General features: G+C 35.7%; 12 protein-coding genes. 4 read left to right on the top strand and 8 right to left on the bottom strand.

What is annotated here, in order from left to right; genetic code table 11:
* Positions 1-790: 790 nt before the first annotated feature.
* Complete coding sequence (locus ACSG5Z_RS27375; protein ID WP_435712624.1) at positions 791-3835, top strand: efflux RND transporter permease subunit; 3045 nt, start codon at positions 791-793, stop codon at positions 3833-3835.
* Between the two features lie 41 nt (positions 3836-3876).
* Here the strand turns inward: ACSG5Z_RS27375 and ACSG5Z_RS27370 are convergent, their stop codons facing one another.
* The 4 genes from ACSG5Z_RS27370 to ACSG5Z_RS27355 form a co-directional block, all read right to left on the bottom strand.
* Entirely contained in the window at positions 3877-4386 is a 510-nt protein-coding gene (locus ACSG5Z_RS27370; RefSeq protein WP_435712623.1) for a P-loop nucleotide/nucleoside kinase family protein, read from the bottom strand.
* Between the two features lie 149 nt (positions 4387-4535).
* Positions 4536-5456, bottom strand: coding sequence for a phosphate ABC transporter permease PstA (gene pstA, locus ACSG5Z_RS27365; RefSeq protein WP_048562942.1), 921 nt, complete (start codon positions 5454-5456; stop codon positions 4536-4538).
* Between the two features lie 2 nt (positions 5457-5458).
* A complete protein-coding gene (pstC, locus tag ACSG5Z_RS27360; protein ID WP_000676675.1) occupies positions 5459-6349 on the bottom strand; it encodes a phosphate ABC transporter permease subunit PstC in 891 nt (296 codons plus the stop codon).
* 71 nt (positions 6350-6420) lie between these two features.
* Complete coding sequence (locus ACSG5Z_RS27355) at positions 6421-7323, bottom strand: phosphate ABC transporter substrate-binding protein PstS family protein (protein ID WP_000245097.1); 903 nt, start codon at positions 7321-7323, stop codon at positions 6421-6423.
* 509 nt (positions 7324-7832) lie between these two features.
* Here ACSG5Z_RS27355 and ACSG5Z_RS27350 point away from each other — a divergent pair.
* The 3 genes from ACSG5Z_RS27350 to ACSG5Z_RS27340 are packed head-to-tail and all read left to right on the top strand — an operon-like array spanning position 7833 to position 10187.
* The gene (locus tag ACSG5Z_RS27350) at positions 7833-8090 is read left to right on the top strand and encodes a FeoA family protein (RefSeq protein WP_000252989.1); all 258 of its coding nucleotides are present in this window, start codon (positions 7833-7835) and stop codon (positions 8088-8090) included.
* Positions 8087-8809, top strand: a complete 723-nt coding sequence (locus tag ACSG5Z_RS27345) for a FeoB small GTPase domain-containing protein (protein ID WP_046953769.1) — start codon at positions 8087-8089, stop codon at positions 8807-8809. Before ACSG5Z_RS27350 ends, ACSG5Z_RS27345 begins: the two co-directional genes overlap by 4 nt.
* Positions 8787-10187 carry a nucleoside recognition domain-containing protein gene (locus tag ACSG5Z_RS27340; RefSeq protein WP_088061939.1) on the top strand — a complete coding sequence of 467 codons (1401 nt, stop codon included), beginning with the start codon at positions 8787-8789 and terminating at the stop codon, positions 10185-10187. Before ACSG5Z_RS27345 ends, ACSG5Z_RS27340 begins: the two co-directional genes overlap by 23 nt.
* Positions 10188-10247: 60 nt before the next feature.
* Here ACSG5Z_RS27340 and ACSG5Z_RS27335 read toward each other — a convergent pair whose 3' ends face one another.
* From ACSG5Z_RS27335 to gerLA, 4 genes are read right to left on the bottom strand one after another with little or no spacing between them, the layout of a single operon-like run.
* Complete coding sequence (locus tag ACSG5Z_RS27335) at positions 10248-10385, bottom strand: hypothetical protein (RefSeq protein ID WP_000493989.1); 138 nt, start codon at positions 10383-10385, stop codon at positions 10248-10250.
* An 11-nt stretch (positions 10386-10396) separates the two neighbouring features.
* Complete coding sequence (gene gerLC / locus ACSG5Z_RS27330; RefSeq protein WP_137034949.1) at positions 10397-11563, bottom strand: spore germination protein GerLC; 1167 nt, start codon at positions 11561-11563, stop codon at positions 10397-10399.
* Complete coding sequence (gerLB, locus tag ACSG5Z_RS27325; protein WP_087983274.1) at positions 11547-12671, bottom strand: spore germination protein GerLB; 1125 nt, start codon at positions 12669-12671, stop codon at positions 11547-11549. Before gerLB ends, gerLC begins: the two co-directional genes overlap by 17 nt.
* The gene (gene gerLA, locus ACSG5Z_RS27320) at positions 12672-14150 is read right to left on the bottom strand and encodes a spore germination protein GerLA (protein WP_098190730.1); all 1479 of its coding nucleotides are present in this window, start codon (positions 14148-14150) and stop codon (positions 12672-12674) included.
* Positions 14151-14238 lie beyond the last annotated feature (88 nt).

Raw genomic sequence — 14238 nt, 5'->3', positions numbered from 1 at the left:
TATTAGGCACGCCGCCAGCGTTCATCCTGAGCCAGGATCAAACTCTCCAATAAAGTTAGTTTGTCTAGCATCTAAAAATAAAAATTGACGTTTCACGTTGTTTGTTTCGTTCAGTTTTCAAAGAACTTGTCTGCCGCTTCAGAAGCGACTTCACTATATTAACATCTTCATTTTTCGATGTCAACTACGTTTTAAAATTTCTTTTTTGTCGTTTTCTGCGTTTCCGCATCAGCGACGTTTATTAATATACCATCATGTTTTTTAAATAACAAGTGTTTTTTTAAAAAAACACAAAAAAAAATATCCATCCTACTTTCTTCTATATAGAGACACCTAATCCCATCTATGGAAAACAGCTATTTAAATTGTATACCAATAAACTCTAGTTAACCAAACTGTATTTCATAACCCCTTCCTAGATTTTCATTCTCTTCTATATTAAAGCCTGATCATTTACTTCTCTATAGACTAACAATATAAAAAACAAATCAATCCAAACTAAAAAAATAGATTCACCACTTCCTACATAAAGCAAACATGCCGATTTTTAGTTTTGTTCCTCCACACAAACTATTAATTGAACGAATCGGTTGTTTACAGACAGCTCGATTAGGTAATAGTCTTATCGCTCGGCGAATAGCGGAATAAATAACGAAATTCCAACAAAAACATTAACTTAAAATTATTGTTAGAATTTTTTTACATTTAATTAATGAAAAATATCCATTTTTTGTTATATAGTAAGAAAGGACGTACTCAACTATAAATAAACCAATGGAGGAATTACTTTATGGATAGGTTAACAAAGTTTTCATTAAAAAACCGCGCCGCTGTTATCATCATGGTTTTTCTCATTTCCATACTTGGCGTTTATTCTGGATCTAAATTACCTATGGAATTTTTACCAAGCATCGATAATCCAGCAGTCACTATCACAACTTTATCCCAAGGACTCGACGCTGAAGCGATGACGAAAGAAGTAACTGATCCCCTCGAAAAACAATTTCGCAATTTAGAACACATCGACAGCATCACCTCTTCTACGCACGAGGGGTTATCACGTATCGATATCGCGTATACATCCAAAGCAAACATGAAAGACGCAGCACGCGAGGTTGAAAAGGCCATTAACACAATTAAATTACCTAAAGGTGCAACTAAACCCATAGTTAGCCAATTAAATACTTCTATGATTCCACTCGCTCAAATTGCTATCCAGAAGCAAAACGGATTTTCAAAAGCAGATGAAAAACAAATCGAAAAAGAAATCGTACCACAACTCGAAAGCATTGATGGTGTTGCCAACGTTATGTTTTTCGGAAAATCAGCCTCTGAATTATCTATCATACTAGACCCAAACCAATTAAAAGATAAAAACGTAACAACAGAACAAATATTAAAAGTTTTACAAGGAAAAGAAACTTCTACTCCAGCTGGAGCAATTACCGTTAATAAAGAAGAATATAACCTTCGTGTCATTGGGGATATAAAAAATGTAGATGATATTAAAAACATAACCGTTGCACCTCAAGTAAAATTGCAAGATGTTGCTCAAATCGAACTTAAACAACACTACGATACAATCTCGCATATAAACGGAGAAGAAGGAACCGGATTAATCATCATGAAAGAGCCAAGTAAAAATGCAGTTGCAATCGGAAAGGAAATCGATAAGAAAATCAAAGATATAAGTAAACAATATAAAGATCAGTTTTCTATTAAACTTTTAGCCTCAACTCATGAGCAAGTTGAAAATGCTGTTACTAGTATGGGCAAAGAAGTAATTCTTGGAGCAATTGCTGCAACTCTAATTATCTTAATCTTTTTGCGTAACTTCCGAACGACACTCATCGCCGTTGTCAGTATTCCATTATCTATTTTATTAACACTCTTTTTACTACACCAATCTAACATCACACTTAACACCTTAACGCTCGGTGGTTTAGCAGTTGCAGTTGGACGTCTCGTTGATGATAGTATCGTTGTCATCGAGAATATTTTCCGTCGTTTACAAAAAGAATCTTTCTCTAAAGATATTATTCTCGATGCAACGAAAGAGGTCGCCGTCGCAATTACTTCTTCTACTTTAACAACAGTCGCTGTTTTCTTACCTATCGGCCTCGTATCAGGAGTAATCGGAAAATTAATGTTACCTATGGTATTAGCAGTTGTATATTCTATACTATCATCCTTAATCGTTGCACTAACAGTTGTTCCACTTATGGCTTTTTTACTACTCAAAAAAACAAAGCACAAAAAGCCAAGTTCTTCACCACGATATGTCGCTACATTAAAGTGGGCTCTTTCGCATAAATTCATTATTTTACTTACTGCTTTTTTATTATTCGCAGGATCGATTGCAGCCTATGTATTACTACCGAAAGCGAACATAAAATCTGAAGACGACACAATGTTATCTATTAATATGACTTTCCCAGCTGATTACGCTCCTGAAACACAAAAACAAAAAGCCTTCGATTTCGAAAAGAAATTACTTTCTAATTCGGATGTAACAGATGTTATTTTACGAATGGGATCTAGCGCAGAAGATGCACAATGGGGGCAAACGACAAAAAATAATCTTGCCAGTATATTTGTAGTCTTCAAGAAAGGCTCTGATATTGATCAATATATTAAAAAGTTAAAGAAAGAACATAAAGCTTTTGAGCCTGCTGAACTAGATTATATAAAAACGAGTTATTCAAGCTCTGGTGGTGGCAACAATTTGCAATTTAACGTAACAGCAACTAACGAAACGAATTTAAAAGAGGCTGCTACTATCGTCGAAACAAAACTAAAAGATATGGCTGCTCTCTCTAAAGTAAAAACAAATTTAGAAGACTCTAAGAAAGAATGGCAAATCCATGTTGATCAAACAAAGGCCGAACAACTAGGCTTAACACCAGAATTAGCAGCACAACAAGTAGCATTCCTTATGAAGAAATCACCTATTGGTGAAGTTTCAATCAATAATGAAAAAACAACTATTATAATAGAACACAAAAAAGAAAACATCACTAAACAAGAAGACATTTTAAACACAAACATACTATCACCTATCAATGGACCAATTCCTTTAAAAGACATTGCAACTATTTCAGAAAAGAAACTTCAAACAGAAGTCTTCCATAAAGACGGAAAAGAAACGATTCAAATTACTGCCGAGGCCTCAAATGAAGATTTAAGTAAAGTAAGCGCAGAAGTAAACGAAACGATAGCTAACTTAGACTTACCTAGCGGCGCAAAAGTAACTATTGCAGGTGCAACTGAATCTATGCAAGAGAACTTCACAGATTTATTCAAAATTATGGGGATTGCAATCGGGATTGTATATTTAATTATGGTTATCACCTTCGGACAGGCGCGCGCTCCTTTTGCAATTTTGTTCTCCTTACCATTAGCTGCTGTTGGCGGTATTTTAGGATTAATCATTTCAGGAACACCCGTTGATGTAAATTCCTTGATCGGCGCATTAATGTTAATCGGGATTGTCGTTACAAACGCTATTGTATTAATAGAAAGAGTGCAACAAAATCGGGAACACGGAATGGAAACAAGAGATGCCTTACTAGAAGCGGGATCCACTAGATTACGTCCAATCATTATGACAGCTATAACAACAATCGTCGCTATGCTCCCTCTCCTATTTGGTCAATCGCAAGCAGGAAGCATGGTATCAAAAAGTCTTGCCGTCGTTGTCATCGGTGGTTTAGCAGTCTCAACCGTTCTTACATTAGTAGTCGTTCCAGTTATGTATGAACTATTAGATAAAATCGGGAGAAAAAGACGCTCTCGTAGAAAAATAAGCACTTCCACAGAAACACCTGATATTTAAAAGAAAAGCGTTATCTTCATGAATGAAGATAACGCTTTTCTCTACCTACTCATATAATCCATCATTTTTTGAGCATATCGCTCTAGAGGTTTATCAGAATCTACAATAAGATATTCAGTATTCGAAGGTCTCTTACTACCATCTAACCACTTTTTAAAAGCTACTTCCGAATCCACTTTTCCAATCTGACTGGCCATACGTTTACGTGTTTGCAGCCTATGATTAATCTCTTCCATATCATTAAGGTAACATTCGATATATTTATATTTTACACCATGTTTATTAGACAATTTTATTCCTTTTTCAACCATCCCTTCATATAGACACGGACTATCCAATATAACACTATGCCCTTGTTCTAAATAAGAATCAATCAATGCCCATTCAATATCGTATGATACTCCTCCAACAATTGTCGATTCAACCCCTTTCATTTCTAATGATTGTAACAATGCCGATTTCAAAACGTCATGATCTACAATTACAGCACCTGTTAACTTCGCTATATACTTAGAAACTGTCGATTTTCCCGATCCAGGAAAACCTGACATTTATAGAAAAAACAAATTAACTTCTCCTCTCATCTGTACCTATTCATCTATATAATCAATTACAAATTCAACAATCATTACATCCATTCCTTCTATATTAAAATACAAAAAGAACTCTCTACTTATAAGTAGAGAGTTCTTTTTGTATTTTATGCTGCTTTTACCTTCTTCGTCGTTTTACTTTTTCTTTTCGTTCCTGTAAAACGCTTATGCAATATAGATGCTACCAAGCGCGAAATAACATTGAATAGTAATACCATAATAATTAATACAGCTGCAGATTTTGTCGCAATCAACTTTGCATCCGGAATAACTCCTTCAGAATTTAACTTCCAAATGTGAACCGCTAACGTTTCAGCTGGTCTAAATGGATTTAGAGGATGGGCAGGACTTGAGAAGTCCGCTGCTGAATTTAAAATCGGGGATGTTAAACCCGCTGTGTAAATTAACGCTGCCGCTTCACCAAATATACGACCTGCCGCTAAAATAATACCTGTAATAATTTGCGGTAATGACGACGGAATAATGATACGAGCAATTGTTTGCCATTTCGTTGCACCTAATCCAAGACTTGCCTCTTTTACATTATGAGGCACTTCTGAAATCGCATTTTCACAAACACGTGTTAAACCTGGTAAGTTTAAAATAGTTAAAGCAAGAGCACCGCCCATTACTGTGTATCCCCAACCTGTCATGGTAACGAACACTAACAAACCGAATAAACCAACAACAATCGAAGGTAACGACGCCATTGTCTCAATACATAAACGAACAAAATTTAAAAAGCGCCCTTGTTTTGCGTACTCTGCTAAATATATTCCAGCCCCTAACCCAAGAGGAATAGATATAACAAGCGTTATAACAAGCATGTAGAAGGAATTGAATAACTGTGGACCAATCCCACCACCAGCTCTTGTATTACTTGGTTCTCCAAACAAGAAATCAGGATCCCAAAATCCCCATCCCTTTTGCAGAATTTCAAACACTAAGAATACTAGCAGAGCTACAACTAAAGCTGCAACTGCATAAAAGATACCTGTCCAAATTTTATTTACCGTTCTTGCATTCATTATTATCGCTCACCTCTTTGCCCAATCGCTCGAATTACTAAAATAAACAGGAATGAAATAACAAGTAAAATCATCGCTAAAGTCCATAGCGCATTATTCCAAGCAGTTCCGTTTAATGTATTTGTCATGTCCATTGTCAAAATACCAGTTAACGTCGCTGTCGGGCTATATATTCCTTCTGGTAATTTAATTGTGTTCCCGATTACCATTTGAACCGCTAATGCTTCACCAAAAGCACGCGCTAAACCTAAAACAACACCTGTTAAAATCCCTTTTTTCGCAGCAGGAACAATCACTCGGCTAACCGCTTGCCATTTCGTCGATCCTAGACCATAAGAAGCTTCTAAATAATCAAATGGAACAGAGCGTATTGCATCAGAAGCGATACTAGCAATAGTAGGTAAAATCATAATACTTAATACAACAATACCCGCAATTAGACTAAATCCCACTCCCCCGAACGAATCACGTAATAGTGGCACTAAAATCGTAACCCCTAATAATCCGTATACAACCGAAGGAATACCAACTAATAATTCTAAAACGGGCTTCAATACTTTATTTCCAAACTTTGGCGAAATTAAATTCATGAATATAGCAAGAGCTATAGCAATTGGCGCACTAATAATAACCGCACCTAACGAAACCACCGTTGAACCTACAATAAAAATCAAAGCCCCGAAGGTTCCTTCGTCAGCATTTGGATTCCATTTTGTCGATGTTAACATCTCAGTAAATGAGATACCACTTTGTGTAAAAGATTGAATACCTTTACCGCAAATAAAAGCAATAATAGCTAATGTAATTAAAACAATAAAAATACCACAAAACGTAACAAGCGATCTTCCTATATATTCACTTTTTACGTAATTAATTTGTTTTTTCCCCTTCATCACAGGTCAGACCCCACTTCATAGATTGAAATGAACAGGACTGGCCTTGCAGCCAGCCCCATAAAAATTTATTACTTATTTAATTTAGACATTGGGATGTAACCCATATCTTCTACTTGCTTTTCAAAGTCTTTGCCTTTTACATAATCAATGTAAGCTTTCGTTGCTTCTTTCGCTTCACCTTTTGTTACCATGTACTCGTAAGACCAGAATGGATATTTACCAGACGAAATGTTTTCAACTTTTGGTTCAGAACCATCAATTTTCACTGTTTGTAGCGCACCTTTTTTATCGCCAACCATGTAAGACATTGCTAAATAACTTACTGAACCTGGAGTAGAATTGATCGCTTGCTCTACTGCACCGTTAGAATCTTGTGTTGTACCAGTTCCATCGTTAATTTTCGCTTCTTTCATAACTGTCTTTTCAAATGTAGCACGTGTACCAGATGAAGCTGGACGGTTAATTACGTTGATTTTTTCATCTTTCCCGCCTACCTCTTTCCAGTTTGTTACTTTCCCAGTGAAGATATCTTGTACTTGTTGCACTGTTAAGTTATCAACTTTTACATCTTTATTTACGACAAGCGCGAATGCAATACCCGCAACCTTGTTATCTACTAATTCTTTCGCTTTTTCAGCATCTTTTATTTTATCCCCTGATGGAACATCTGAATTACCAATTTGTACTGCACCCGATGCTACTTGGTTAATCCCAGTTCCACTACCGCCGCCTTGCACTTGAATAGAAACTTTTGAATTTTTCTCCATGAATTTCTTTCCAGCTTCCTCCGCAAGAGGTAGAAGAGCTGTAGAACCAGCTGCTGCAATCGTACCTGATAATTCTTGTTTTGTATTATCGCTTCCTTTAGCAGTTTCTTTACTAGCTGTATCATCTGCTTTCCCACATCCAACTAACGCTCCTGCTACCACTAAAGCCGCTAAAGAAAATTTAATACCTTTTTTCATAACCATGTCTTGTACCCCCATTTGGATTCTCACTTTTCGAATTCATTTTCTTTCGAACACAAATTCATTGTAGGACAACAATATTATGTGAGTGTTAAGCAATTTTTAATTTTAAGTAAATGACGATAATAGCCCTTAAAAGCTAGGAATCCCAACATTTATAGTTAAAGAACCCAACAAAATCCACACGAATTAAGCTGTAATGTAAATTTATTCTTAACAATGTAAATTCAATGTAAATGTTTTTCGCTCTTTTCCCCTTTTAATTAAAAATACATTTACAAATACATTGTATCTTTTAACTTTTACACTCTTACTTTATTTACATTCAACAGAATTTCAGTAATATTTTTTAGTACAACTAAATAAATTGGAACAATTCTAAAAATAAATGAATATTTTTAAAGTACCAATTGACAGCATCATCCAATGTAGTCTACTATATTATTAACAAAAAGTTTACCTAAGGAAACTTTTTAAACTTAAACAAACAATATAGAGATGAGGTAACTTTTATGGTATCGGCTAATACAAAACCACTTTCCGAGTTTAAGACAGGAGAGTTTGTACAAATTGAGAAGATACAATTAGAAGGAACTATGAAACGACGTTTATTAGACTTAGGATTTATCCCTGGGGCAACAATTAAAGTATTACAGCGCAGTCCGCTTGGAGATCCGGTCGCTTATCAAGTAAGCAATACAACTATCGCACTACGTAAGGAAGAAAGTTCCCTTATTTTCGGGGTATTAATAGGAGATGATTTCAGATGAGCAAACATCGTATTGCTTTAGCTGGCAACCCGAACACCGGGAAAAGTACATTATTTAACACTTTAACAGGCTTAAAACAACACACTGGAAACTGGACGGGAAAAACTGTTTTAAAAGCTGAAGGGGAATATGAACATAACGGAAGTAAATATACATTAATAGATTTACCTGGAACTTACTCACTATATTCAAATTCTGCGGATGAAGAAGTAGCAAGAGATTATATTATATTTGAAAAACCAGAAGTAACTGTAGTTGTTATAGATGCAACTGCAATGGAAAGAAATTTAAATTTAGCCCTCCAAGTGATGGAAATGACAAGCAATGTAGTCATTTGTATTAATTTAATTGATGAAGCGGAGAAAAAAGGCATCGTTATTGATGAAAAGAAATTAGCAAAATCGCTCGGTGTACCTGTAGTTAAGATTTCTGCTCGTAACCGAGTAGGTATTGGGCATTTGCTAAGTGTTATCGCTAAAGTAGCAAATAAAAAATTAATTCCAACACCAATTAAAATTTCTTACAGTGAAAAAATCGAAAATATGATTCAGGAATTAGAACCACAAATTTATAAAGTGTTCGGTGATACGTATCCAGCACGTTGGATTGCGTTACGTATATTAGATGGAGATAAAAATTTCTTAACTACACTTCAAAAACACCATAATGAACCACTTGTAAGGGAGGTCGTAATGAATGGAATCTCACTCAGCCAGTAAAGCTCTTCCATTAGACTATATTATTCAACATGCACAAGCACTCTCAAAAGAAGATATACGAGATGATATTGTCGGAGATATTTATCGAACATCTGCAAGCATATGTAAAGAGTCTGTTCAATATACAAATACTGATAAATTGTATCGTTCTGAAAAACTAGATAAAATTTTCACATCTCCAATCTGGGGATTTCCAATTATGCTCGGTATTTTATCTATTATTTTTTATCTTACAATTGCAGGTGCTAACGTACCATCTGATATGATTGCTGAGTTTTTCGGATGGGCCGAAGGATATTTAACATCTTGGTTCCAGGCAGCACATGCACCCGAATGGCTACATGGCATTTTAATACTTGGTTTATTCCGTGGTATCGGTGCTGTTATTAGCGTTATGTTGCCACCTATGGCAATCTTTTTCCCTATGTTCGCACTATTAGAAAACTACGGATATTTACCACGTGTCGCTTTTAATATGGATCGCTTATTTAAACGTTCCGGTGCACATGGCAAACAGTCTTTAACAATGGCAATGGGATTTGGTTGTAATGCAGCCGCTATTATGTCAACGCGTATTATTGAATCACCACGTGAACGTATGCTTGCAATCTTAACAAACAACTTCGTTCCTTGTAACGGTCGCTGGCCTATGTTAATTTTAATGGCTTCATTATTTATGGCTGCTGGTTATACAGGTAGTATGCAAACATTAGTTACTGCTGGCGTTGTAGTTGGAATGGTTGTAATTGGTGTTATTATGACATTAACTGTTTCTTGGGTACTATCAAAAACAGCTTTAAAAGGTGTGCCAACTCACTACACTCTTGAGTTACCACCGTACCGTAAGCCAAAAGTTTGGAATACAATTGTACGTGCAACACTCGATAAATCAATTTATGTTTTAAAACGAGCTATCGTTGTAGCTGCCCCTGCGGCTGCATTAACTTGGTTACTAGCTAATATTTTCATCGGTGACACAAGCTTACTTATGTATTTTGTAAACTTCCTAGATCCATTCGCTAAAATGTTAGGACTTGATGGATTCATTTTAGCTGCGTTCATTCTTGGACTACCAGCGAATGAAATTGTTATCCCGATTTTATTAATGTCTTACTTATCAACCGGAGCTTTAACTGAAATAGATGATTTTAACCAAATTAAAAATCTATTCTTAGAAAATGGCTGGACTTGGTTAACAGCGTTAAACACAATGTTGTTCTCACTTCTTCATTTCCCATGTGGAACAACACTGGTTAACATATATAAAGAAACAAAAAGTGCAAAATGGACATTCTTATCGTTTGCAATACCTACCGTTATCGCCATTGTTGTGACATTCCTCTCTACACAATTGGTACATTGGTTAGGGCTTTTATAAGCAAAGCATACATAGAAGGTATCCCCCTTCACATTTGCTTTGCGCGAAAGAAACCTGAAATCATTCAGGTTTCTTTTTTTGTGCATCAGTATTCCAAGGCTGTGCTCCATACGTTGTGAGTTTCTTATGAATAAAGTATATGGCTCCCGGAAGAACTGCCATTAATATCGTGCAACTAATCCCTAATCCAGTAAACAACTCATATCACCTTATTTCACTTTCTTCGGTAAAGCTGAACCTGAATGTTCAATTGTCGGATCAACATGAACATTAATTTCAGCATTACTAAAATAATTCTGACCTTGATCCCAATTCTTACTAACTTTTTTCCACTCTTTATAATTATGCCTCTTATATACCTCTCCTAATTCCAATACATCTACCTTATATTTTTTTTGAACAAGTTGTATAGACTTTTCAATACGCTTCGTCATTTCCTTTGAAATCTCTTTCTTTAAAAGCTTTTCACTCATCACTTGTTTCGGTTCATTAAAATGCAACTCAGCTAATATGCCTTCTGTGGACAAATGAATATCAAACTTCGGTTTTGTAGCATTTTCAGTAGACACCTGGATCTTTCGGCGCAATTTATGAATTTCATATGTAATAAGCTGATTCTTTTTACGAACAGTAAAGAAACCTCCAATTTTTTTACCTATTATATAGTTCATTCCTAATGTTTGTTCTCCACTCAAAATTCCAACGCACTTATTATCCTTTCCACGAACCAATGCCGCCCCTTCCATTTGTACCCCTTGTTTTGTTAGCCCTAAAAGAGGTAATGCAAAACTTCGATTTGCAATCATTTTCCCCTGCACTTCACCAATTCTCGCCGCCTCAATCATTTGAGCGTTTTTCGGAGGATGTTCAGCTAACATATCAATATACTGCGCCGGTAAATTTTCAGGTTTTGCACTCTGTTTTAAAATAGATTCTGCATTTTTCTTTGAAACAAACAAACGAATATTTCTTCTCATTTCATGATCACGAATATATACATCTAACGTATTTTGCAAAACATACGGATTCGCCAGTAATTCTTCCGAAAAAATAATCACTTGTATATGTGGAAAAAATAATGTTCGACTAATTTTTTTAGCAATAATTCGGATTTGCTCAAAGACACTATCTGCTTTTGCACTCACATTAATATAATTTTCACTACCTCCATCGCCCTGTCCACCTTGTTGTGCTAACTTACTGGGAAGTACCATCTGATACGTCCCTTTCATAATCGGATTTGATTTCTTTTTCTTCACAATATCGTAAGCTGCGCCTACTACAAATCCTCTTTCTTCTATTTCTTCTAGTTCAGAGCACCCACTTATAGATCCAGCTAAAACCATAACCATTATAATTTTAAGAAGGTGTTTCATTTCTACCATTCCTTCTTTTTATTTTATATACAATCAAAACTAACAAAGGAGCTAATACGACAAACCCCATATCTATCCACGCTAAATACGTTCCGTAACTTGATAACGTATTTAAATTACCAGGGAGCATATTCACCATAAAAATAATAGGGGCACTTACGAAAATAAAAATATGTTTCTTCACTTTCGGAAACATAGCACAAAACAACAAAGATGCGACGTCATAATACATTGCTGTCGTGTTATAAATAGTAATAATCCAAGTAGTAAAAAAAATTGCATCAAACCTTTCTAAAAAACCCCCACCAATTTCAATTTCTTTCCCTAATTCAATTGTTGGATATGTCAACCCACGCGTTGTCATATACGTAAAAACACTAATACAAGTTACATAAATTAAAATGTATGACAACACGTTTACCATCACCGCTTTTGCAACTGCCATTGGAGCTTTTTTCGCTGTCTTATCGTTTAACAACACCGCATAAAATAAAGCTACCTCAAATCCAATAAACGTAAAAATAGAATTTTTAACGCCAACTGCATATTGACTTATATTCGTTTGAAAAGCTGGTAGTAAATTATTTATTTCCATTAAATTTATATTCAATAAAGAAAGAAGCACTATCGCAATTAAAACAATAGGTAAGAATAGAACATTTAACCTTAATAAGGCAGCTCTTGATCCTGCTATTCCATAAATAACGACTAATAAGAAGAAGAAAGACAGTAGTTGTATTGGTGTATCACTAAATAAATACGTTTGTGAAATAATTGAAATCATTCGCGATTCATATGCTGTCAAAGCAGCAAACGTTACTACTAAAATGCTACTAATGGTGTATGCAACAGGCTTTGTCAAATGCGCACTCGTATATTGAACAAAGTTTTGTTTCGGGAATAAAATAGCTACCCTCGTTACAAACCAACCTAAAACTGCACATATCAATCCACCCAAAAGCAAAATAATCCAACCGTCCGAAAATAAAGTTTGGTTAGCGATATCTCTTGGCATAGACAATGCTCCTATACCAATAATTGTTGAAGATACCGCAAACCCAATTTCCCGAGATCCAATCTCTTCATCGCCATACTCAAATGGTTTCAATTACTCTCGCTCCTTTGGACGTAATGTAGCGTCTTTCGTTTGTAAATATTCCGGTCTCTCTTTCAACATCGATTTTGGCATACGAATAAGTTCTTCTTTCCAATCTTTATAAAATGCAGGAGCAATAGGCGTTGTATACGGCACCCCGACACTCTTCAAATTCGTAATATGAACCGCAAGTGCAATAAGAGCTAAAATAATTCCATACAAACCAAAAGCAGTCGCCGCTAAAACAAAGACAAAAAGCAAAATACGAAACGTAATTGTAATGCTATATACAGGGAGAGAAAAGGTAGCAATAGCTGTAACCGCAATAATAATAACTAAAAACGGATTTACAATTCCGGCGTTCACCGCCGCTTCTCCGATTACAAGACCACCTACAATCCCAATTGTTTGCCCCATCGGTTTCGGCAACCTAATTCCCGCTTCTCGTATTAACTCCATCGTTAATGCCATCATTAACGTTTCTATATAGGCGGGAAACGGAACACCTTCCCTGGCTCCAGCGATTGAATAAGCCAGTTTAGAAGGGATAAGTCCTTGGTGATATGATACGAGAGCTACATACATCGCTGGCATTAAAACTGCAACTATGCCAGAACCCATCCGCAAAATTCTTAATAAAGTCCCAATTACCCAACGCTCATAGTGATCTTCCACAGATTGAAAAATATCAACGAATACTAACGGAGCTATAAGGGCAAACGGTGATCCATCCACCAAAATAGCAGCCTTTCCTTTCGCTAATGAGGCCACAATATTATCAGGCCTTTCCGTATTCAAAAACTGCGGGAACGGTGACAAATTATTATCTTGAATTAATTGCTCAATCGTACCCGTCTCAAAAACGACATCTGTCTCTATTGATTGAAGACGCCGATCTAACTCTTTTACAATGTAAGGGTTAATAATGTCTTCTATATATACTAACGTCACTTCTTTTTGGGATCTCTTCCCCATAATATAAGATTGAAACCTCAGCTTCGGGTCACGTAAAGTACGGCGAATTAACATTTTATTCACGTTAATATCTTCATTTAACCCAATCCTCGGTCCACGTATTAAATCTTCTGTTACCGGCGGTTCTAAACTTCTTTTTTCCCACGCTCTACTATTAATCACGATAGCGGTTGGAATATTATCAATTAATATAACTGTATCTCCCGCTAAAATCGCATTTATAATATCCGGAAACGTTGTCTTCTTACCAACTTCCGCAATAGAAATAAAGCGATCCAATAACGTTTGAACAACAGCTTCTTCTTTTTGTACTTCTTCATATTGAAGTGTACGAACTACATATTTATAAACATTATCCTTATCTGTTAACCCACATAAAAAAATAACCGCACAGCGTGTAAAACTACCAGCAAGGGCAACTTCCCTAATTGTTAAATCATTAGGCGAACCTAACTCATCCCTAATTTCTTTCATAACTTCAAATAAGTTACCTTTTAACTCTAACAATTCCCCCACCTAACTTCCTTTTCAACAAGTTTTTAGTTAGATTCCGCTAATAGAAGAAAATATATACAAAAAAGAGCTATCTCTTTTCAAAGATAGC

Origin of the sequence: Bacillus pretiosus, assembly GCF_051294775.1 — a bacterium.
In the GTDB taxonomy this organism is placed as follows: Bacteria; Bacillota; Bacilli; order Bacillales; family Bacillaceae_G; genus Bacillus_A; species Bacillus_A wiedmannii.
This window is presented reverse-complemented; position numbering and strand designations above follow the sequence as displayed.